Origin of the sequence: Thermomonas sp., assembly GCF_046293095.1 — a bacterium.
GTDB lineage: Bacteria > Pseudomonadota > Gammaproteobacteria > Xanthomonadales > Xanthomonadaceae > Thermomonas.
This window is the reverse complement of record NZ_JBKBPN010000007.1, coordinates 14379-34550: the sequence shown is the minus strand read 5'-3', so window position 1 is coordinate 34550 and position 20172 is coordinate 14379. Positions and strand designations below refer to the sequence as shown.

Below are 20172 nucleotides of genomic sequence, written 5' to 3'. Positions count from 1 at the left end.
CGGCCCCGCAGGGCCGCTTCCGTGGGCGATGGCGCAAGACGCGCTCAGTCGTCGCCCTTCATGTCGTCGTCGGCAGCCACCACCTCGGCCGCCGCCCACTCCAACGCCTCGCGCTCCTTGCGCTCGCGCTCGGCCTTCTCCACCGCATCGATGAAGTCGGTGTCAATGGCGCGGGCCGCGATCTCGCGCAGCGCCAGCACGGTCGGTTTGTCGTTGGCTTCGCTGTTGTCCAGCTTGGGCTCCACGCCGCCAGCCAGCTGGCGCGCACGCTTGGCCGCCATCATCACGAGTTCGAAGCGGTTGTCGACCACCTGCAGGCAGTCTTCGACGGTAATCCGGGCCATGTGTGTCCTGCGGCCAGCGGGCCGCGCAAGCGATCAAGGGGGCGGCAAGTCTAGCCGGCAGCGCAGCACTCCGCAAGGCCTCGCCTTTTAAATCAAATGCTTAGCACCAAACCACTGTCATCCTACCGCCTATTGCCCCACCCGGGCAGGCGATCCACCGGGAAGAACCGAACTCAGGAAGGTCTGAACAACGCCATCCTGGCGTTGTCAGCCCACGCCGTGCCCGGCATATGCCCGGGCGCGGCGCACGCGCATCCATCGCTTGCGCGATCGCTGCGGGGTCGGCCCTCCATGGGCGACGGGCATCTCCGAAGTTGTTCGGAGATTCCCCAATCCATCTCGGGACATGTCAGCCCATCCCGACGCGCGGGCTGGTCCGGACCCGGCGCCGCGAAACTCCGGTTGGACCGGGGGCCTACGGATCGACCAGCAGGGAGGTGATCAGCCTGGCGTGGCGGGCCACCTGGGCATCCCTGCGTAACCGGCTGGCGGTGAAGATGCTGCACATTTCGGCCACCGCCGTCTCGAACACCTCGTTGACGATCAGGTAGTCGAACTCGCCGTAATGGCTCATTTCCTCGCGCGCGGCCGCCAGCCGGCGCTGGATGACCTCTTCGCTGTCCTGACCGCGCTTGCGCATGCGCTCCTCCAGCGCCGCCCGTGAGGGCGGCAGGATGAACACGCTGACCGCGTCCGGCACCTTGGCGCGCACCTGGCGGGCGCCCTGCCAGTCGATTTCCAGCAGCACGTCGTGACCGGCCGCCAACAGCGGCTCTACCGACTGGCGGGCGGTGCCCTTCCAGTCGCCGTGGACACGCGCGTGCTCGAAAAAATCACCGGCCGCGACCATGGCCTCGAATTCCGCGGCGGTGACGAAGTTGTAGTGCTCGGCGTGACGCTCGCCCGGGCGCGGCGCGCGCGAGGTGAACGAGATGGACAGGCGGATGTTGGGGTCGCGGGCCAGCACCGCGTTGACGATGCTGGATTTACCGGCGCCCGAAGGCGCGGCGACGATGTAGAGGGTTCCGCGCATGGGCTACTCGATGTTCTGGATCTGTTCGCGGATCTGGTCGATCAGCACCTTCAGCTCGACCGCGGCATTGCTGGTGCGGGCGTCCACCGACTTGCTGCCCAGGGTGTTGGCCTCGCGGTTGAACTCCTGCAGCAGGAAGTCCAGGCGGCGGCCGACCGGCGCCTTGCCATCCTTCAGGATGCGGCGCAGTTCGACCAGGTGGCTGTCCAGGCGGTCCAGCTCCTCGTCCACGTCGAGCTTCTGCAGCCAGAGCACCAGCTCCTGCTCCAGCCGGCCGGGATCGGCCGGCTGCGCGAGGTCGGCCAGCCGCGCCTCCAGCTTCTGGCGCTGGCCGGCACGGATCAACGGCACCAGCGCGCGCACCTCGGCGGCGATGCGGGCGATGGCGTCGGCACGCTCGGCGATCACCGTCGCCAGCTTGCCGCCCTCGCGTTCGCGCGCGGCGGTGAAGTCGTCCAGCACCGTTTCCAGCAGGGCCAGCGCCTCGCGCTGCAGACCCTCGCCGTCGACACCGGACGATTGCAGCACGCCCGGGAACTGCAACAGATCGGTGAACGATACCTGCAGCTGCGGGAAAGCCTGCTGCAGGTGCTCGGCCAACGCGCCCAGCCTGGCCACCAGGGCCGCGTCAACCTGCAGGCCCTCGCCCCCGGCGGGTGCGGCACGCAGGCGCAGCACCAGATCCAGCTTGCCGCGCGACACCCGCGCGGCAACCTGCTCGCGCAGCGCGGATTCAGCGACGCGCAGTTCGTCCGGCAGGCGCAGGCCCAGCTCGAGGAAACGGTGGTTCACCGCGCGCAACTCGGCGGACAGCACGCCCCATGGGGTAGCGCGCTCGCCAGCGGCGAAGGCGGTCATGCTGCGGATCATGCGGTATCCAGGGCCATCGGGATGCGGATGGTAATCTAGCACCCCGTCGTTTTCCGGCCTCCCCCGCATGTCCTTCTCCCGTCCCAGCGGCCGCACCGCGGACCAACTGCGCCCCGTCTCCATCGAGCGCGGCTTCACCCGCCATGCCGAAGGCTCGGTGCTGGTCAGCTTCGGCGACACCCGCGTGCTGTGCACCGCCAGCGTGGAGAACAAGGCCCCCGCGTTCCTGCGCGGCAAGGGCGAGGGCTGGGTCACCGCCGAATACGGCATGCTGCCGCGCGCCACCCACACCCGCAGCGACCGCGAGGCCGCCCGCGGCAAACAGGGCGGCCGCACGCTGGAGATCCAGCGCCTGATCGGCCGCAGCCTGCGCGCCTGCGTGGACCGCGCGCTGCTGGGCGAGCGCACCATCACACTGGACTGCGACGTACTGCAAGCCGACGGCGGCACCCGCACCGCTGCCATCACCGGCGCCTACGTGGCGCTGGTCGATGCCGTGCAAGGCCTGGTGGCACGGCGCGAGCTGAAGCTGCCGGCGAACGGCCGCATGCCCATCGTCGGCGCGGTAGCCGCGGTGTCCGTGGGCATCTACCAGGGCGTGCCCGTGCTCGACCTGGACTACGCCGAGGACAGCGCCTGCGACACCGACATGAACGTGGTGATGAACGACGGCGGCGGCTTCATCGAACTGCAGGGTACCGCCGAGGGCCATGCGTTCCGCCGCGACGAGCTGGATGCCCTGCTGGCGCTGGCCGAGAAGGGCTGCGCCGCGTTGTTTGCCGCGCAGCAGGCGGCGCTGGCAAGGTAAGGGCCGGGCGCGATGGAACTGGTTCTGGCCAGCGGCAACGCCGGCAAGCTGGCCGAGTTGCGCGACCTGCTCGGCGACCGCTGCGTGCTGCACGCGCAGTCCGAGTTCGGCGTCGGCGATGCCGATGAAACCGGCCTGTCGTTCGTGGAGAACGCCATCCTCAAGGCACGCCACGCCGCGCGCGCCACCGGCCTGCCCGCCCTGGGCGACGACTCCGGCCTGTGCGTGGACGCGCTGGGCGGCGCGCCCGGCCTGTATTCGGCGCGCTACGCGGGCACCCACGGCGACAGCGAGGCGAACATCGACAAGCTGCTGCAGGCACTCGATGGCGTGCCTGACGATGCCCGCACGGCGCGCTTCGTCTGCGTGCTGGCGCTGGTGCGCCATGCCAACGACCCGATGCCGCTGATCGCGCAGGGCGAATGGACCGGCCGCATCCTGGCGGCACGCCGCGGCGATCGCGGGTTCGGCTACGACCCGGTGTTCTTCTCCCCCGCCCACGGGTGTAGCGCCGCCGAACTGCCCGCCGACATCAAGAACCGCGACAGCCACCGCGGCCGCGCGCTGGCCCGGCTGCGGGAATTGCTGGGGTAGCCACGCTCCGGCCGCATGCCGGCCCACCGGTCGCGGCTGGAGCCGCCCCTACGTCACGAACCATGCTGACCACGCCGCCTCTCTCGCTGTACGTGCACCTGCCGTGGTGCGTGCGCAAATGCCCGTACTGCGATTTCAATTCGCACGCCGGCAAGGGCGCGCTGCCGTTCGACGCCTATGTCGATGCACTGGTTGCCGACCTCGATGCCGACTTGCCGCTGGCCTGGGGGCGCGTGGTCCACAGCGTGTTCTTCGGTGGCGGCACGCCCTCGCTGTTCCCGCCGGAGGCGATCGACCGCTTCCTGCAGCAGGCCAGCGCGCGGCTGCGCTTCGCCCCGGACATCGAGATCACCCTCGAGACGAATCCCGGCACGGTGGAGCACGGCCCCTTCCCCGGCTATCGCGCGGCGGGCGTGAACCGGCTCAGCTTCGGCGTGCAGAGCTTCGACGACGGCTGCCTGCAGCGGCTGGGCCGGATCCATTCCCGCTTTGATGCCGAGCGCGCGGTGAAGGCCGCGCAGGACGCCGGCCTGGACAACCTCAACATCGACCTGATGTACGCACTACCGGGCCAGTCCCTGGCGATGGCGCTGGACGACGTGGAGCGCGCACTGGCGCTGGCACCCGCCCACCTCAGCCATTACCAGCTCACCCTGGAGCCGAACACCGTGTTCGCGGCGCGCCCGCCGCAGGGCCTGCCCGACGAGGACGACGCCTGGGACATGCAGGAGGCCTGCCAGGCCCGGCTGGCCGGGGCCGGCTTCGCCCAATACGAGATCAGCGCCTACGCCCGCCCGGGGCGGCAGTGCGCGCACAACCTCAACTACTGGCGCTTCGGCGACTACCTCGGGATTGGCGCGGGCGCGCACGGCAAGCTCACCTTGGGGGCCGACCAGCAGGTGCTGCGCCGCTGGAAGGTGAAGCATCCCACCGACTACCTCGCCAAGGCCGGCACCGCCGCGGCGGTCGGCGGCGACGAGGTGCTGACCCCACAGCGGCTGCCGTTCGACTTCATGCTCAATGCGCTGCGCCTGAACGAGGGCGTGCCCGCAGCGTTGTTCGAAGCGCGGACCGGCTTGCCTCTGGCCGCCATCGCCGACCGGCTGGCCGATGCCCGCGCGCGCGGCTGGCTGGAGCCCGACCCGGCCTGGCTGCGGCCGACCGAACTGGGCCGGCGCTTCGCCAACGACGTGATTGGCCTGTTCCTGGACTAGTCCGCGTGGATTGAGGCGCCCCCCGTTGCCGCATACCATGGGGCAATCGCCAATGCGCCAGGGGGGCGCCCACGCGCCGTGCCACCGTCCCGACCCAACGACCGCATAGAACCCGCCACGCTGGCCGCCGCCCGCTTGCCCAGCCGCGTCCGCCAGGCGCTGGAGCACCTGCTGCAGGGTCTGCGCGCCGCCATGGAGCAGGAACTGCCAAAAGTGCTGCAGGAAACCGAACTGGCACTGGCGCGCACCCCGCCTGTCAGCGACCCCAAGCTGGAGGCGGCCAGGCTGGCCTCGATGCGCAGTCTTGGTGGCGGCGTGCAGTTGTTTGTGCGCAGCTTCCTTGACCGGATCGAATCGGGTCTGGCCGGGCTGCAGTCCGCGCGGCGTGATGCCAGCATACCCGACGCCCCCCCTGTGCTGACCTTGAGCCTGGTGGAAGAGGACACTGTCAGCGACGAGTTCGTGCTGGACAACATGGCGAGCCGGATCGAGTCCCGCAGCAGTCTGGACCTGCAGTTGTTGTGCCAGCGCTTCGGCGTGCTGGCCGCCGCGCCAGCATTCACTGGCGAGACCCTGCCGCTGGGGCCGCATGCGCTGTGCGGTGCGCTGGCCACAGCTGCCGACCAGCTGCAGCTGTCGCGCCATGCGCGGATGCAGCTGTTCCAGCAGTTCGAGCGGATGCTGGTCGAGTCCTATCCCACGCTGGTGGAGGCCTTCAACAACAGCTTGATCGACGACGGCATCCTGCCGCATCTCAGCTTCGTGCCCATGCGCGTGCGCGGTGGCGGCGCGGCTGTCACCGCGCCTGCAGACGCGCCAGCGCGCGCAGGACGTGCCGATGATGCAGGCCAAGTCCATCCCCGGGCCATCGGCCAATCGACCGGAGGCGCCGGCAGTCCTGACTTCGCCGCCCTGCAGGCGCTGCTGCACCAGCGCCGCGCGCTGCTGGCCAAGCTGCGGCCGGGCAGCCGTGATGAGCGCCAGCTCGAAGCGCTGCCGCACGCGGAAGTGCTGGCCACTCTGGAGAGGATGCGCGGCAGCATCGGCAAGGCCGAGACCTTGGCCGATCTGCGCCAGATCCTGCTGGCACAGGCGCGCCAGGCCCACGGCCATGGGGTCGCACTCTCGGAAACGGACGGCGACAGCTTCGAACTGTTGTCGCTGTTCCTGTCGCAACTGCAGCGGGAATTGCGCAAGGCCAGTCCGGGCGAGGCGATGCTGGAGCGCCTGCGCCTGCCGCTGACGCAACTGGCGCTGCGTGATCCAGGTTTCTTCACCGACGCCACCCACCCCGCGCGCCAGCTGCTGGATGCCATCTCGTTGGCCGGTGCGCAATGGCTGGCCGAGGATGACCTGGATGCCCAATGGCTGGGCCTGCTGCAGCGTGCCGCTTCGCATGTGCAGCAGGACGCCAGCGGCGCCGTGGAAACCTTCGCGGAAGCCAACCAGACTCTGCAGTCCGGCCTGCAGGCGCTGGATCGCAAGGCCGAGATGGCGGAACGCCGGCAGATCGACGCCGCGCGCGGCCGCGACCGCCTGGAACTGGCGCGCCGGCACGCAACCCATGCGATCGCAGGCCTGCTGCAGGGCCGCACCCTGCCACGCTTCCATGCCACCTTGATGGAACAGGCCTGGGTGGACGTGCTGTCGCTGGCCCAGCTGCGCAGCGGCGAAGACTCGGATGCCTGGCGGCAACTGCTGGCGATCACCGCCCGCATCGTCGATGCAGCCAGTGGCGATGCCACCCAGCCGCCAGACCCGGCGGTGCTGGAACAGGTCCGCTCCGCGCTGGAACAAGTGGGCTATCACGCAGAGGATGCCGGCGCCATCGCCGCGCAGCTGGCCAACCGGCCAGACGCCGACGACGACCACGGCTCGCGCACCGAACTGCTGGTGCAGCTGCGCGCCCGTGCGCGCCTGGGCGCGGCTGGCGACACCCCCCAACCCGCGTCTTCCCCCGCTCCGCGGACACCCGCCGAAGAGGCCGCCTACCGGCGGCTGCGCACGCTCACGCTGCCGGCATGGGTGGACATCGATGAGCCCGGACAGGACGGCCCGCAGCGCCGGCGCCTGGCCTGGATCAGCCAGCACACGGATCAAGTGCTGCTGGTGAACCGGCGTGGCCTGCGTGTGGGCAACGACAATCTGGACGGGTTGGCACGCAAGCTGGCCGACGGCCGGCTGCGGCTGCTGGAGAACGTCGCCCCCCCGGCCGCCAACGCCTGGGACGCCACCCTCAACAGTCTGCAGCGCATCGCCCCGGGGGATGCCGCGCCGGACAAGGAGGCCCGCCATGACCGATGACCCGCGCCGCCGCCAGCCGCGCCGCGCCGTCCCCGGGCGGGTGGACGTCGTCGACACCCTCACCGAAGAGGTGGTGGGCTACCTCGGCAACCTGTCGGTGGGCGGGATGCTGCTGATCGCCAACCGTCCCCTGCCGGACGATGCGCTGTTCCAGTTCCGATTCCGCCTGCCCGACGGGATCGGCGCCGCGCAGCCGATCGAAGTGGGTGCGCACGTGCTGTGGCAGGAGCGCGCCGGCGCACCGGGACAATCCTGGATCGGCCTGCGCTTCCTCGGTCTGTCCGCCGAAGCCACCCGACGCCTGCGCGTCTGGACCACCCAACCCGAGCAGTAAGTCCGGCCCCGGCCTGCACCCGCGCGATGGATGCGCGACAATCGGGGCTCCCCCGCACAACGCAGCCGCCATGTCGTCCACCGTCCTGTCGTCCCTGTACCCGCAGCATCTGGAAACCCTGCAGACCCGCGCCGCCGAAGCGCTGCGCCGCAGCGGCCACGACCACTTGGTGGTCCCCAGCGGCAACGTTCACTACCACGCCTTCGACGACCGCGACTATCCGTTCGCGGTGAACCCGCAGTTCAAGGCCTGGCTGCCGCTGACGCAGGCGCCGGGCAGCTGGCTGGTCATCACCCCGGGCACGCGGCCTAAGCTGATCTTCCTGCAACCGCACGACTACTGGCACGTGGTGCCCGCCGCGCCCGCCGGCTATTGGGCCGAGCACTTCGACATCGAGGTCATCCGCACGGCCGACGCGGCGATCCGCCTGCTGCCGCCGGTCTTCCGCTGCGCCATCGTCGGCGAGCCGCACAGTGCGCTGGGCAGCTACGTGCCGAATAACCCCGAGCCGGTGATGCAGTACCTGGAGTACCACCGCGCGTTCAAGACGCCCTATGAGGTCGAGATGATGCGGCAGGCCAGCCGCATCGGTGTGCGCGCCCACCGCGCGGCGGAACGTGCGTTCCGCGCCGGCGCCAGCGAGTTCGGCATCCACCTGGCGTATTGCCAGGCCGCGGGCCAGGACGCCAACGACCTGCCCTACGGGAACATCGTCGCGCTCAACGAACACGCCGCGGTGCTGCACTACACCCACCGCGACCGCCTGCCGCCCGCACCGGTGCGCAGCTTCCTGATCGATGCCGGCGCCAGCTTCGGTGGCTACGCCAGCGACATCACCCGCACCTACTCGGCGGCTGACGACGAGTTCGCGGCGATGATCCGCGCCGTCGATGCCGCGCAGCTGGAGCTGTGCGACATGGTGCGCGCCGGCACCGACTACGCGCACATCCACCTGCAGGCGCACCGTCTGCTGGCCGGCGTGCTGCGCGACTTCGGCATCCTCAAGGTGTCGCCGGAAGAAGCGCTGGCCCGTGGCGTCTCCAGCGCGTTTTTCCCGCACGGCATCGGCCACGGCATCGGCTTGCAGGTGCATGACGTGGCCGGTTTCGCCGCCTCCGATGCCGGCGGCACGATCGAAAGGCCCGATGGCCATCCCTACCTGCGCCTGACCCGCACGCTGGCGCCCGGCATGGTGGTCACCATCGAGCCGGGGATCTACTTCATCGACATGCTGCTGGACGAGCTGAAAGCGAAGGGCCAGGGCGATGCGGTGGATTGGGATCGCGTGGACGCGTTCAAACCCTATGGCGGCATCCGCATCGAGGACGATGTGGTGTGCACGGACGACGCCCCGCTCAACCTGACCCGCGAGGCCTTTGCGGCGTGAGGTCCACGTCCCCGGCGCAGGGCGCCGGGGCCGCCATCAACCGGCCATCAGCGCCTCGACCTCGTCCGCGCTCCGCTCCAGCCCGCCGGTCAGTACGCGGTGGCCGTCGCGGGTGACCAGCACGTCGTCCTCGATGCGGATGCCGATGCCGCGCCACTTCGCCGGCACCGTGGCGTCGTCGGCGGGGATGTAGAGGCCGGGCTCGATGGTGAACACCATGCCCGGCTCGAGCAGGCGCGAGGCGCCGTCGATGCGGTATTCGCCGACGTCGTGCACGTCCAGGCCCAGCCAGTGCCCGGTCTTGTGGCGGTAGAAGCGCTTGTAGTCGCCATTGGCAACCACTGCCTCCAGTGATCCCTGCAACAGGCCGAGCGAGAGCAGGCCGTCGGAGAGCGTGCGCACCGCGGCCGCATGCCCGGCCTCGTACGGCACGCCGGGCCGCGCCTGCGCCAGCGCCGCGGCCTGAGCACGGCAGACCAGGTCGTGCAATGCGCGCTGCTCGCGGCTGAAACGGCCGCCGACTGGAAAGGTGCGGGTGATATCGCTGGCATAACCGCGGTACTCGGCACCGGCATCGATCAACACCAGCTCGCCCGCACGCGCTTTCGCGGCGTTGGCGCGGTAATGCAGGATGCAGGCATTGGCGCCGGCGCCGACGATGCTGGCATAGGCGGGCTCGGCGCCGTGGCGGCGGAACACCCGCTCCACCTCGGCCTGCAGTTCGTATTCGTGGATGCCGGGCCGGGCCGCGCGCATCGCCGCACGATGCGCCTCCACGCTGATGTCGGCGGCCTTCTGCATCAGCGCGATCTCGTCCGCCGACTTGAACAGGCGCATCTCGTCCAGCAGGTGGCCCAGTTCCAGGAATTCCTGCGGCGGCTGCGCACCCTGCCGCACTTGCGCGCGCACCCGGTTCAGCCAGCCGATCAGCTTGAGGTCGAAGTCGGGATCGCGGCCCAGGTGGTAGTGCACGCGACGGCGGCCTTCCAGCAGGCCGGGCAGGATGTCGTCGATGTCGGCGATAGGGTAGGCATCGTCCAGGCCCAACGCCTCCACCGCGCCCTCGGGACCCAGTCTGGGGCCATCCCAGCCCTCCCGCTCGGGGTCGCGCTCGCGACAGAACAGGATGGCTTCGCCGTGGCGGCGGCCCGGCACCAGCACCAGCACCGCCTCGGGCTCGTCGCAGCCGGTCAGGTACCAGAAGTCGGAGTCCTGCCGGTAGGGGTAGTGGGTATCACGACTGCGGATGCGTTCGGGCGCCGCCGGCAGCACCAGAATCGCGCCATCGCCGGCAGCCTGCATCAGCTGCCGGCGGCGGCGGGCCAGCACCTGGCGCCATTGGGCGGTGACCGGCCGCATCGGGATCAGTGCAGGCGCTGGCGGTGCTGCGGCCCCAGCGCGCAATCGGCGTGCAGCAGGAGCACCGCCATGCGCAGGTACTCCTCGATCTCGACCAACGCGTCCTCGTCGCTGCCGTCGTCGTTCTCGTCCACCTGCGCGGCGCCCAGGTTGGCCAGGTCACGTAGGGCCTCCTGCCCCTCCTCGGACAGCGGCTTGCCGTCAACCGCAAGGCCGAACCCGCCCAGGAACGCGCGGCACCACGCAAACAGCGCAGCGGCGCGGACCACGGTCTTCTCGCCTTCCGGCAGCAGCAGCTGGAAGCCGAAATCCGGATCGGCCAGCTGCGCCGCGCTGGCCGCGCGCAGACGGTCCAGCGCGTCATCCGGCTGCGGCGCCGGCAGGCCGGGATCGGCCATCACCAGGGCCGGCCAAGCAACAACGTCGGCACCGCCCGCCGCCAGCCAGCCGCACAAGGCGCCGTGCAGCTCGGCAGGGGTGCTGGCCAGCGCCAGTCGCTCGGACGCGGTGGCCACATCGACCCAGGAGGGCAACTCGGTTTCGCTCACGCGGGGCTCTCGCGCAGGGGGGCGTCCAGTCTAGCAATCGCCGGGCGGCGCTTGTTGCGGCCCACTGGCCGTGCCTACACTGCGCCGATGGGGTTTCGGGTCGCGATGAGGAGGACGGGACTGGCCGGCAGCGCGCTGCTGTGGCCCTCCGCTGCCCTTGCCGCGGATGCGGGATTGACCCCTGCCGATTCGCTGATCCTGCTGCTATCGCTGCTGGTCCTGCTCTTGGCCTGGCTGGCTATCGCCACCCAGCACCGGCGCGAACGCGAACAGCGCGCGCACCAGCGTGCGCAGCGGGAGCACGAGCAGCAACTGTGGCTGTCGCTGTGGGCCTCCAGCGAACTGTACTGGCGCTACGACCTGCGGAAGCGGGCGCTGGAGGTGATGCGGGTCACCCCGAACCGGGACGACCGGCTGACGGTCCATTCCGGCAACGGCGAGCCCCCGCAGATACACCAGGACGACCTGCCGCACGTGCTCGACCGGCTGCGTACCTACCTGCGCGGCGCATCGCAGGTGTTCGTGTCCGAACACCGGATGCTGGGCGAGGACGGCCAGTGGCAGTGGATGCGCGTGCGCGGCCGGGCGGTCCAGCATGACGACCAGGGCCGGGTGGTGTGCATCGCCGGCACCGCCCGCAATATCGACTCCCTGCGCGAGCTGGAGAGCCAGAACCAGATCGCCACCGAAGTCATGCGCAACATGGCCGAATCGGTGGCCGTGATGGACGAGGACTTCCGCTTCATCGCGGTGAACCCTGCCTTCAGTCGCGTGACCGGCTATCCCGAGGACGAGGTCATCGGCCGCGATACCAGCCTGCTGAACGGCGACCGCCACGATCCTGCGTTCTACCAGGACGCCCGCCAGGCGATCCTGGCCCAGCAGGACTGGCACGGCGAAATGTGGCAGCGCCGCAAGGACGGAAGCGACTTCCTGTGCGCGATGCGGTGCAACCAGATCCTGGAGCCCACCACCCGGCGACGCCTGCTCGTGCTGGTCGCCAGCGACATCACCGAGCGCCACAGGATCGAGCAAGAGCTGCGCTACCTGGCCAACTACGATCCACTGACCAACCTGCCCAACCGCACCCTGCTGGCCGAGCGGCTGTCGCACGCCATCGTCGCCGCACGCCGGCGCGGCACACGGCTGGCCCTGCTGTTCATCGACCTCGACAATTTCAAGAACGTCAACGACTCGCTGGGACACGCCACCGGCGACCGCGTGCTGCGGGCCGCGGCGCAGCGGCTGCAGGAGGTGGCCAGCCAAGGCTGCACCGTCGCCCGCATCAGCGGCGACGAGTTCGCGGTGGTGCTGGAGGACGTCGCCGACCCGGCCGAAGCCGACCTGTGCGCCGCCCGCATCATCACCGCCTTCGACGCACCGCTGCGGCTGGACGAGCGCTACGAATTCACGATTTCGCCGTCGATCGGCATCAGCCTGTTCCCCGACCACGCCCAGGTCCCCACCGAGCTGCTGAAGCATGCGGACACCGCGATGTACCAGGCCAAGGGCAGTGGCAAGCGCGCCTTCCAGCGCTATGCGGATGCTATGGACGGCAACATCCGCCGCCGCGCCAGCCTGATCGTAGCGCTGCGCAGGGCGGCCGAACGCGGCGAGCTCTCGCTGGCCTACCAGCCGGAGCGGGTGCTGGCGGACGGCCGCTGCGGCGCGGTCGAGGCGCTGCTGCGCTGGACCAGCCCGGAGTACGGCAGCATCGGGCCTGACGAATTCATCCCGCTGGCCGAGGAAAGCGGTGCCATCGTCCAGATTGGCGAGTGGGTGCTGCGGGAGGCCTGCCGCACGCTGGCCGCCTGGCAACGCGCCGGGCTGGACCCCCGGGTCAGGATGTCGGTGAACGTCTCCGCCCTGCAGCTGCTGCGCAGCGACCTGCCGGGCGCGGTCAGCGCCGCGCTGCACGACAGCGGCCTGCCGGCCTCGGCGCTGGAACTGGAACTCACCGAAAGCGTGCTGATGGCCAACGCGGAAGTCGCGCGCGAGCGTCTGCACGCGTTCCGCACGCTGGGTGTCTCCATCGCGGTCGACGACTTCGGCACCGGCTACTCCTCGCTGGCCTACCTGCACCGCCTGCCGATCAACACACTGAAGATCGACAAGGCCTTCATCGACGGGCTGGTGTCGCCCGACGACCACGAGGATGCCACCATCACCACCACCATCATCGCGATGGCCCGCACCTTGGGCCTGCAGGTGGTGGCGGAAGGGGTGGAGACCGCCGGCCAGCTGGCCTTCCTGGAACGGCATGCCTGCGACATGGCGCAGGGCTACTGGATCTCGCGCCCGCTGCCGGACCAGGCCTGCCTGCAGTTTCTGCTGGAAACGCAGGCGCCCCGCGGCGCGCGGCTTGACCCCGCCACGCCGCCTGCCTAAGGTGCGCGGATGGACGAACGCGACCTGCAAGGCGAACTGCACAAGCTGCTGGCGCGGATCGACCTGCTGGGCGCGCGCATGCAGCGCCTGCAGGAGGAAAACCGGGTGCTGCGCCAGCAGGTCGAGCAGATGGCGAGCGAGCGCGCCCAGCTGCTGGCCAAGCAGGAACAGGCGCGCAGCCGCGTCGAGGCGATGATCGGGCGCCTGAAATCGCTGGAGCAGCACACATGAGCGAACCGGTCACCGTCCGCATCCTGGACCGCGAATACACCGTCGGCGTCAGTGACGACGAGCGCGCCGGGCTGGCCTCGGCCGCACGCATGCTGGACGCGCGGATGCGCGAGCTGCGCGGCGGCAACAAGATGGTTGCACCGGACCGCCTGGCCGTGCTGACCGCGCTGAATCTCGCCCACGAGTTGCAGCAGCAGACGGCCAAGCCGGCCGCGCCCGGCCGCGCCGCGCTGGCGCTGATCGACGAGGCCAACCGCAAGCTGGACGCGCTGCTGGCGCAAAGCTGAATCCCGCCGACGCGGGCCGTCACATGCGACGTCGCATCGGCGGCGAGCGGCTATACTGTGCGCGTCCTCTGCCGTGAGCGACGGTGTGCGAAACATTCGCCTTGTCCCTTAACAACGACCGCGGGGACGTAATGGCAGCCGGGAGTGCAGGTCCGCCCCGAGCGGAAAGCCCGATGGCCGCCACGCGTTCCCACTTGAACCCCGGGTTCAAGGTCGTTCCGCACGCATCGCCACGGCGGAGACATTCCTTCCCCGCAGCCCGGCCCGTCCCCGCGTGAGTCCGCCCCCCGACCGCGCCGCGTTGCGCAAGATCCTCCGTGCCCGCCGCCGCGCCCTGCCCGCCGCCGCCCGCATTGCCGGCGCCGAAGCGCTGGCCGACCGCCTGCTGGCCCTGCCGTTCCTGCCCGCCACCGGCTACGTGGCCGGCTACTGGGCGATGGACGGCGAAATCGGCCTGCACGCCTTCCAGTTGCGCCTGCCGGCCGGGCTGGTCTACTGCCTGCCGCTGCTGCACGACGACGGTACCCTGCGCTTCGCGCCGTGGCGGGCGGGCGATCCGCTGGTCACCAACCGCTTCGGCATCCCCGAGCCCGATGTCACGGTCGACGGCGCACTGCGCGCCGAGGACATGGCGCTGGTGGTGCTGCCGCTGGTCAGCTTCGACGACGATTGCCACCGGCTGGGCATGGGCGGCGGCTGGTACGATCGCAGCCTTGCTGTCCGCCGCCACCAGCCCGCGCCGCCGTGGCTGGTAGGCGCGGCCTTCGCCACCCAGCGGGTGGACGCATTGCCGCGTGAAGCCTGGGACGTGCGCCTGGACGCCGTCTGCTGCGAGGACGCCACCCTGATCGCCACGACCGCCGGATAGGACCGGACAGGAACCGACGCATGAGCCCGCGCAAGCGCTACTGGATGATGAAGTCCGAACCGGACGCCTTCTCCATCGACGACCTGGCGCGGGTCGGCACCGAGCCGTGGAACGGCGTGCGCAACTACCAGGCGCGCAACTTCATGCGCGACGGCATGCAGGTGGGCGACGGCGTGATGTTCTACCACTCCAACTGCAAGGTGCCGGGCATCGCCGGCCTGGCCACCGTGGCCAGCGCCGCGTATCCCGACCCCACCCAGTTCGATGCCGGCTCGGACTACTTCGACCCCAAGGCCACGCGGGAGGCCCCGCGCTGGTTTCTGGTGGACGTCGCCTTCCAGCGCAAGCTGCGGCGCGTGATCCCGCTGGAAGAGATCAAGCGCCACGCCGACGCGCTGGGCGAAGGCTTCCCGCTGACCGCCAGGGGCAACCGGCTGTCGGTGTTCCCGGTCACTGCCGCGCAATGGAAGCTGCTGCTCACGCTGGAATGAGCGCGCCGCTTCGCTGACCCGGCGCATGCCGGCCACAGCTGGCATCCCTTCCTTTTTCTCCCTACACACCGCAGGTTCCCGCATGTCCAACGCCAAGAAACTCGCCGCCGAGAAAGCCATCGATTACGTCGAGGACGGCATGATCGTCGGGGTGGGCACCGGCTCCACCGTCGCTTACTTCATCGACGCGCTGGCGGCGTGGAAGGACCGCATCCAGGGGGCGGTGTCCAGCTCCGAGCAGAGCACCGCACGCCTGAAATCGCATGGCATCGAGGTGATCGACCTCAATGCCGCCGGCCCGTTGCCGCTGTACGTGGACGGCGCCGACGAATGCAACCCGCACAAGCAGCTGATCAAGGGCGGCGGCGCGGCGCTGACCCGCGAGAAGATCATCGCCGAGGCCAGTGAGCGCTTCGTCTGCATCGTGGACCCCAGCAAGCAGGTGGACGTACTGGGCAAGTTCCCGCTGCCGGTGGAAGTGATCCCGATGGCGCGCAGCCTGGTGGCCCGCGAGATCCTGCGCATGACCGGCGGTCAGCCGGTATGGCGCGACGGCGTCACCACCGACAACGGCAACATCATCCTGGACGTGCACAACCTGACCATCGTCGACCCCCTGACGATGGAGCGTGAACTCAACCAGATCCCGGGCGTGGTCAGCGTGGGGCTGTTCGCGCGCCGCCCGGCCGACGTCGTGATCGTTGGCGGACAGCCGCCGCGGGTGTTCTGACGCCTGCCCTGCGGGCAACGCCGCCGTCGGCCCTGCCTTCTGGCAGGGGCAGGCCGGGGACGGACGGCAAGGCCGCATCCATATATTGAACTGCGCGGTATGGTATAAACACCGTAACCCCGCTGCCCGCCCTGCGCATGCCCCGCACCGCCGCCTGCAAACCCGCCGGCCCTGGCCGCCCCAAGGATCTCGCCAAGCGCGCCGCCATCCTGGACGCGGCCAAGCGGCTGTTCGTCCAGCAGGGCTTCGACCGCGTCAGCATGGATCAGGTGGCCGCCGAAGCCGGGGTCTCCAAGCTCACCGTCTACAGCCACTTCGGCGACAAAGACCGCTTGTTTGCCGAGGCGGTTCGCGCGCATTGCGAACAGGGCATGCCCACCCGCCTGTTCGAGCCGGATCCGCAGGTGCCGCTGCGCGACCGCCTGCTGGAAATCGCCCAGGCCTTCTTCGCGATGGTCATGAACCCCGAGGCCATTGCCGGCCATCGCATCCTGTGCTCGCCGCAAGTCGCCACCAGCCACATGCCGGCGATGTTCTGGGAGGCCGGCCCGCAGTGCGTCCAGGACGCCTTTGCCGCACTGCTCCGGCGCCGCATCGCCGCCGGCGAGTTGGACATCGACGACCCCGACCGTGCCGCCAGCCACTTCTTCGCCCTGCTCAAGGGCGAACCGCACGCGCGTGCAGTGCTCGGCTGCCCTACCGATGCCCCGGCGCAGACGCATCTGGCCAGCGTGGTGGAACTCTTCCTGCGTGCCTATGGACGCCGCTAAGGCTGCCCGCACGCGTGCCGACAGGCGCCTGAACGGCACGGCGGCCCACCCGTGCGCCGGTGACTTCCGGCACTGCGTGCTGGTGTACCGGTACGGCCAGACTGCCGGCAGACAGGGCGCCCGCAGTACTACAATGAACAGTTCCCTGCAACGGATTTTCCCCACATGAACATCGACTTCGCCCGCGCCCGTGAAACCATGGTGGAACAGCAGGTGCGTCCTTGGGACGTACTGGATCCGCGCGTGCTGGAGACTCTGGCCCGGATGCCGCGCGAGGCCTTCGTGGCCGATGCGCTGCGCAGCCTGGCCTATGCCGATATCGCACTGCCGATCGGCCATGGCGAGACGATGATGAAGCCGGTACTGGAAGGCCGCACGCTGCAGGCGCTGCTGCCCACTGCCACCGAGAGCGTGCTGGAGATCGGCGCCGGCAGCGGCTACCTTGCCGCCTGCCTCGCCCAGCTGGCGCGCGAAGTGGTGGCCATCGATCGCCATGCCGATTTGGCCGACGCGGCACAGGCACGCCTGGCGGCGCAGGGCATCGGCAATGCCAGCGTGCATGCGGCCGATGCGTTCGCCTGGTCGCCGGGCCGCGGCTTTGACGCGATCTGCGTCAGCGGCGCGGTGGCCAGCATCCCGGCCCGCTTCCTGGAATGGCTCAACCCGGGCGGCCGCATGTTCGTGGTGCACGGCCATTCGCCGGCGATGGAGGCGGTGCTGGTGCACCGCACGGTCAACGGCAGCCGCGTCGAGTCGTTGTTCGAAACCGACCTCCCCTATCTCGCGGGCGCCGAACCGGTGCCCGCGTTCACTCTCTAAACCCTCCGAGGCTCCCCCATGTCGCGTCGCCCGCTTGCCCTTGCCCTTGCCCTCGTCCTGCTGCCGGCTGCGGCGCAGGCAGACGACCTGCTGCAGAGCTACCAGAAAGCACGCAGCAGCGACCCGCAGTACGCCGCCGCCGAAGCCAACCGCGCGCTGGCCGCCGAGCAGCCGGTGCAGGCGCGCGCCAACCTGCTGCCCAACCTGGGCGGCTCGGTGGGCAGCACGCGCATTGACAACGGCGGCCCCGGCGGTGCGTCGCGCACCGGCTCGTGGGGCCTCAGCCTCAACCAGTCGCTGCTCAGCCTGGGCAACTACAGCGCGCTGCGCGGCGCCAAGGCGCAGGACCGCGCCGGCGGCTTCACGCTGGAATCCGCGGGCCAGAACCTGATCACCCGCACCGCCGCCGCCTATTTCACCGTGCTGGTGCAGCTGGAAACGCTGACCGCGGCCGAGGCCGCGGAAACCGCGTTGAAGAAGCAGTTCGACTTCGCCAGCAAGCGCCTGGAAGTGGGGCTGGCGCCAATCACCGACGTGTACGAAGCCCGCGCCCAGTACGACGGTGCACGCGCCAACACCATCCTGGCACGCAACGCCGTGCGCGACGCTTACCAGGCCCTGGTGCAAATCACCGGCGCCCCGGTCGCCAACCTCAAGGGCCTGCCCGATGACTTCAAGCCGGCGCTGCCGCCGGAGAAGGGCCTGGATGCCTGGGTGGCCGACGCGCTGGCCAACAACCCCGACCTGAAGGCGCAGCAAGCCACCCTGGAAGCCGCCGAAGCCGGCGTCTCCACGGCACGCGCCGGTCATTACCCCACCCTGGGGCTGCGGGCCGACTACGAAAAATACATCCCCGGCCTGTACGACAACCCGGCCTTCGTCGGCAGCAACAACGCCAACACCAGCGTCGGCCTGACCCTGAACATCCCGATCTTCTCCGGCTTCGCCACCCAGTCCGGCGTGCGCAGTGCGCTGGCCCAGCGCGATGCCGCGGCGGATGCCGTGGAGCAGACCCGCCGTGCGATCGAGCGCAGCACGCGCAATGCCTACCAGGCGCTGGTGGCAGGCATCAGCGAAGTGGAAGCCCGCCGTCTGGCGCTGGTGGCCGCGCAGAGCGCCTATGACGCTTCGCAGGTTGGCCTGGAAGTGGGCACGCGCACGGTGCTGGACGTGCTGAACAACCAGCGCACCCTGTTCTCCGCCCAGCAGGCGTATGCGCAGGCCAAATACAACTTCCTGCAGGCACGCCTGCAGCTGGAGCAGTCCGCCGGCACCCTGGACATTGCCGATGTCGAGGACATCAACCGCCTGCTGACCACCGACAAACCCATCGAGCCGTCCCTGGCGGACCGCTGAGTCCGCGCGGCAGCCCGGCCCCGCAACCCCCATGCAGCCAGGTGCGCAACCGCGCACCTGGGGCATCGCAGGGCCCGGCTCAGGGCAGCGGCAGGCTGGGCGCGATCAATGCCAGCGTGCGCTCCAGCGCACCGCGCCCCTCCGCCAGCAATCGCGCCGCGCCCTCGACCATCTCCCGACGCGCCTGCGCATCCTCGAACAGTTCGCGCAGCGCATCGCCCAGCGCATCGGCATCGTCCACGACGCGCATCGCCTGCGCCTCGCGCAGGCGGCGTGCGATGTCGGCGAAGTTGTGCAGGTGCGGACCGCTGAGGATGGCCGTCCCGGTGGCCGCGGGCTCCAGCAGGTTGTGCCCGCCGATCGGCTGCAGGCTGCCGCCGACGAAGGCGATGGCCGCGCAGGCGTAGAAGCGCGGCAACTCGCCCAGCGTGTCGATCACGAACACGCCAGCGTCCGATCGCGGCCAGGTGTCGCCACTGCGGCAGGCCACGGCGAAGCCGGCCTCGCGCGCGGCCAGCGCTGCGGCGCGGAAGCGCTCGGGATGACGCGGCGCCCACAGCAGCAGCGCATCGGGATGGTGCTGGCGCAGGCGCCGGTGGGCAGCCAGCACTGCAGCTTCCTCCTGCGGATGGGTGCTGGCCGCGATCCAGACCGGACGCGCCACCCCCAGCGCCGCGCGAAAGTCGGCGACAAAGCCGGTGGTGTCCACCTCGGCCATGTCGAATTTGAGGTTCCCGGTGACCTGCACGGCCTGCGGCCGCGCGCCCAGTGCAACAAAGCGCCGCGCGTCGTCTTCCGACTGTGCCGCGACCCGATGCACGCTTGCCAATGCCCGCCGCACCAACGGTGCCAGCACGCGGTAGCCGCGCAGGGAGCGCGCCGAAAGCCGCGCATTGAGGATGTAAGTGGGAATACCGCGATCACGGCAGCCAAACAACAGGTTCGGCCACAGCTCGGTCTCCACGATCAGCGCCAGCACCGGACGGAAACGGTCCAGGAAACGACCGACCGCACCCGGCAAGTCGTACGGCAGGTAGACATGCAACACCGCGTCGCCCCACAGTGCTCGCACGCGCTCGGAACCGGTCGGCGTGATCGTGGTGATCACCAGCGGCAGGTCCGGGCGCAGCGCCCGCAGCCGGTCGACGAGCGGCGCGGCGGCGTTCACTTCGCCCACTGATACCGCGTGCAGCCACAGCGGCGCAGCAGGCGTTGCCGGCGGATAACTTGCGTAGCGTTCGTCCCAGCGCTGGAAGTAGGCGCGCTGGCGGAAACCGCGCCAGACCAGGTGGTACAGCGTGACCGGGACAAGCAGGTACAACGCGGCCGAATACAGGCCGCGCAGCACACGCTCTGTGAGATCGGCCTGCATCCGCACAGGATAGCGAAGGCGCGGGGGCGTAGAACACTGCGCGTGGCGCAGCGCCCGCGGCGCCG

The 20172-nt window shown here is 70.1% G+C and carries 21 protein-coding genes and 1 other RNA gene; 16 read left to right on the top strand and 6 right to left on the bottom strand.

Translation table 11 applies throughout. The features are described from left to right. Positions 1-44: 44 nt before the first annotated feature. From rpoZ to ACK4SG_RS11700, 3 genes are all read right to left on the bottom strand, one after another. Complete coding sequence (gene rpoZ, locus ACK4SG_RS11710) at positions 45-344, bottom strand: DNA-directed RNA polymerase subunit omega (protein WP_409601942.1); 300 nt, start codon at positions 342-344, stop codon at positions 45-47. Between the two features lie 415 nt (positions 345-759). Next, positions 760-1377, bottom strand: coding sequence for a guanylate kinase (gmk, locus tag ACK4SG_RS11705; RefSeq protein ID WP_409601940.1), 618 nt, complete (start codon positions 1375-1377; stop codon positions 760-762). Positions 1378-1380: 3 nt separating this feature from the next. After that, a complete protein-coding gene (locus ACK4SG_RS11700; RefSeq protein ID WP_409601938.1) occupies positions 1381-2247 on the bottom strand; it encodes a YicC/YloC family endoribonuclease in 867 nt (288 codons plus the stop codon). Between the two features lie 67 nt (positions 2248-2314). Between ACK4SG_RS11700 and rph the strand changes: the two genes are divergently transcribed. The 6 genes from rph to pepQ all read left to right on the top strand — a co-directional run bounded on the left by rph (position 2315) and on the right by pepQ (position 8888). Then, a complete protein-coding gene (gene rph / locus ACK4SG_RS11695; protein ID WP_409601936.1) occupies positions 2315-3055 on the top strand; it encodes a ribonuclease PH in 741 nt (246 codons plus the stop codon). A gap of 12 nt (positions 3056-3067) precedes the next feature. Next, the gene (gene rdgB / locus ACK4SG_RS11690) at positions 3068-3649 is read left to right on the top strand and encodes an RdgB/HAM1 family non-canonical purine NTP pyrophosphatase (RefSeq protein WP_409601934.1); all 582 of its coding nucleotides are present in this window, start codon (positions 3068-3070) and stop codon (positions 3647-3649) included. Between the two features lie 62 nt (positions 3650-3711). Then, complete coding sequence (gene hemW, locus ACK4SG_RS11685; protein WP_409601932.1) at positions 3712-4863, top strand: radical SAM family heme chaperone HemW; 1152 nt, start codon at positions 3712-3714, stop codon at positions 4861-4863. A 78-nt stretch (positions 4864-4941) separates the two neighbouring features. After that, entirely contained in the window at positions 4942-7167 is a 2226-nt protein-coding gene (locus ACK4SG_RS11680; RefSeq protein ID WP_409601930.1) for a DUF1631 family protein, read from the top strand. Continuing rightward, on the top strand, positions 7157-7501 hold the full coding sequence (locus tag ACK4SG_RS11675) for a PilZ domain-containing protein (RefSeq protein ID WP_409601928.1): 345 nt from the start codon (positions 7157-7159) through the stop codon (positions 7499-7501). Before ACK4SG_RS11680 ends, ACK4SG_RS11675 begins: the two co-directional genes overlap by 11 nt. 70 nt (positions 7502-7571) lie before the next feature. Continuing rightward, a complete protein-coding gene (gene pepQ, locus ACK4SG_RS11670; RefSeq protein WP_409601926.1) occupies positions 7572-8888 on the top strand; it encodes a Xaa-Pro dipeptidase in 1317 nt (438 codons plus the stop codon). A gap of 36 nt (positions 8889-8924) precedes the next feature. Here the strand turns inward: pepQ and ACK4SG_RS11665 are convergent, their stop codons facing one another. After that, on the bottom strand, positions 8925-10247 hold the full coding sequence (locus ACK4SG_RS11665) for an aminopeptidase P N-terminal domain-containing protein (protein ID WP_409601925.1): 1323 nt from the start codon (positions 10245-10247) through the stop codon (positions 8925-8927). A 5-nt stretch (positions 10248-10252) separates the two neighbouring features. After that, positions 10253-10795: a UPF0149 family protein gene (locus tag ACK4SG_RS11660; protein ID WP_409601924.1), complete on the bottom strand. Its 543-nt coding sequence runs from the start codon at positions 10793-10795 to the stop codon at positions 10253-10255. 87 nt (positions 10796-10882) lie between these two features. Between ACK4SG_RS11660 and ACK4SG_RS11655 the strand changes: the two genes are divergently transcribed. The 10 genes from ACK4SG_RS11655 (at position 10883) to ACK4SG_RS11610 (ending at position 18735) form a co-directional block, all read left to right on the top strand. After that, positions 10883-13183: a putative bifunctional diguanylate cyclase/phosphodiesterase gene (locus ACK4SG_RS11655; protein ID WP_409601923.1), complete on the top strand. Its 2301-nt coding sequence runs from the start codon at positions 10883-10885 to the stop codon at positions 13181-13183. A 9-nt stretch (positions 13184-13192) separates the two neighbouring features. After that, positions 13193-13414, top strand: a complete 222-nt coding sequence (locus ACK4SG_RS11650) for a TIGR02449 family protein (protein ID WP_409601922.1) — start codon at positions 13193-13195, stop codon at positions 13412-13414. Beyond that, positions 13411-13701, top strand: a complete 291-nt coding sequence (locus tag ACK4SG_RS11645; RefSeq protein ID WP_409601921.1) for a cell division protein ZapA — start codon at positions 13411-13413, stop codon at positions 13699-13701. The genes ACK4SG_RS11650 and ACK4SG_RS11645 overlap by 4 nt, the downstream gene beginning before the upstream one ends. A gap of 62 nt (positions 13702-13763) precedes the next feature. Then, positions 13764-13946, top strand: a non-coding RNA gene (gene ssrS / locus ACK4SG_RS11640) — 6S RNA. A 29-nt stretch (positions 13947-13975) separates the two neighbouring features. Further along, positions 13976-14569 carry a 5-formyltetrahydrofolate cyclo-ligase gene (locus ACK4SG_RS11635; protein WP_409601920.1) on the top strand — a complete coding sequence of 198 codons (594 nt, stop codon included), beginning with the start codon at positions 13976-13978 and terminating at the stop codon, positions 14567-14569. 20 nt (positions 14570-14589) lie between these two features. Beyond that, entirely contained in the window at positions 14590-15060 is a 471-nt protein-coding gene (locus tag ACK4SG_RS11630) for an EVE domain-containing protein (protein WP_409601919.1), read from the top strand. 82 nt (positions 15061-15142) lie between these two features. Beyond that, the gene (gene rpiA / locus ACK4SG_RS11625) at positions 15143-15790 is read left to right on the top strand and encodes a ribose-5-phosphate isomerase RpiA (protein WP_409601918.1); all 648 of its coding nucleotides are present in this window, start codon (positions 15143-15145) and stop codon (positions 15788-15790) included. Between the two features lie 137 nt (positions 15791-15927). Next, positions 15928-16560 (top strand): TetR/AcrR family transcriptional regulator, encoded by a 633-nt coding sequence (locus ACK4SG_RS11620; protein ID WP_409601917.1) that lies wholly within the window; start codon positions 15928-15930, stop codon positions 16558-16560. 165 nt (positions 16561-16725) lie between these two features. Continuing rightward, positions 16726-17379: a protein-L-isoaspartate O-methyltransferase family protein gene (locus ACK4SG_RS11615; protein WP_409601916.1), complete on the top strand. Its 654-nt coding sequence runs from the start codon at positions 16726-16728 to the stop codon at positions 17377-17379. Between the two features lie 18 nt (positions 17380-17397). Continuing rightward, the gene (locus ACK4SG_RS11610) at positions 17398-18735 is read left to right on the top strand and encodes a TolC family outer membrane protein (RefSeq protein ID WP_409601915.1); all 1338 of its coding nucleotides are present in this window, start codon (positions 17398-17400) and stop codon (positions 18733-18735) included. Between the two features lie 79 nt (positions 18736-18814). Here the strand turns inward: ACK4SG_RS11610 and waaA are convergent, their stop codons facing one another. Next, entirely contained in the window at positions 18815-20107 is a 1293-nt protein-coding gene (gene waaA, locus ACK4SG_RS11605) for a lipid IV(A) 3-deoxy-D-manno-octulosonic acid transferase (protein ID WP_409601914.1), read from the bottom strand. Between the last annotated feature and the right edge of the window lie 65 nt (positions 20108-20172).

Excerpts from the sequence above, each read along its gene's own strand:
- ACK4SG_RS11615 (WP_409601916.1), top strand. The coding sequence starts at position 16,726 with ATGAACATCGACTTCGCCCGCGCCCGTGAAACCATGGTGGAACAGCAG.
- ACK4SG_RS11630 (WP_409601919.1), top strand. The coding sequence starts at position 14,590 with ATGAGCCCGCGCAAGCGCTACTGGATGATGAAGTCCGAACCGGACGCC.
- pepQ (WP_409601926.1), top strand. The coding sequence starts at position 7,572 with ATGTCGTCCACCGTCCTGTCGTCCCTGTACCCGCAGCATCTGGAAACC.
- ACK4SG_RS11650 (WP_409601922.1), top strand. The coding sequence starts at position 13,193 with ATGGACGAACGCGACCTGCAAGGCGAACTGCACAAGCTGCTGGCGCGG.
- waaA (WP_409601914.1), bottom strand. The coding sequence starts at position 20,107 with ATGCAGGCCGATCTCACAGAGCGTGTGCTGCGCGGCCTGTATTCGGCC.
- ACK4SG_RS11655 (WP_409601923.1), top strand. The coding sequence starts at position 10,883 with ATGGGGTTTCGGGTCGCGATGAGGAGGACGGGACTGGCCGGCAGCGCG.
- ACK4SG_RS11675 (WP_409601928.1), top strand. The coding sequence starts at position 7,157 with ATGACCGATGACCCGCGCCGCCGCCAGCCGCGCCGCGCCGTCCCCGGG.
- ACK4SG_RS11700 (WP_409601938.1), bottom strand. The coding sequence starts at position 2,247 with ATGATCCGCAGCATGACCGCCTTCGCCGCTGGCGAGCGCGCTACCCCA.
- rpiA (WP_409601918.1), top strand. The coding sequence starts at position 15,143 with ATGTCCAACGCCAAGAAACTCGCCGCCGAGAAAGCCATCGATTACGTC.
- gmk (WP_409601940.1), bottom strand. The coding sequence starts at position 1,377 with ATGCGCGGAACCCTCTACATCGTCGCCGCGCCTTCGGGCGCCGGTAAA.
- ACK4SG_RS11645 (WP_409601921.1), top strand. The coding sequence starts at position 13,411 with ATGAGCGAACCGGTCACCGTCCGCATCCTGGACCGCGAATACACCGTC.
- rph (WP_409601936.1), top strand. The coding sequence starts at position 2,315 with ATGTCCTTCTCCCGTCCCAGCGGCCGCACCGCGGACCAACTGCGCCCC.
- rdgB (WP_409601934.1), top strand. The coding sequence starts at position 3,068 with ATGGAACTGGTTCTGGCCAGCGGCAACGCCGGCAAGCTGGCCGAGTTG.
- ACK4SG_RS11665 (WP_409601925.1), bottom strand. The coding sequence starts at position 10,247 with ATGCGGCCGGTCACCGCCCAATGGCGCCAGGTGCTGGCCCGCCGCCGC.
- ACK4SG_RS11610 (WP_409601915.1), top strand. The coding sequence starts at position 17,398 with ATGTCGCGTCGCCCGCTTGCCCTTGCCCTTGCCCTCGTCCTGCTGCCG.
- ACK4SG_RS11620 (WP_409601917.1), top strand. The coding sequence starts at position 15,928 with ATGCCCCGCACCGCCGCCTGCAAACCCGCCGGCCCTGGCCGCCCCAAG.
- hemW (WP_409601932.1), top strand. The coding sequence starts at position 3,712 with ATGCTGACCACGCCGCCTCTCTCGCTGTACGTGCACCTGCCGTGGTGC.
- rpoZ (WP_409601942.1), bottom strand. The coding sequence starts at position 344 with ATGGCCCGGATTACCGTCGAAGACTGCCTGCAGGTGGTCGACAACCGC.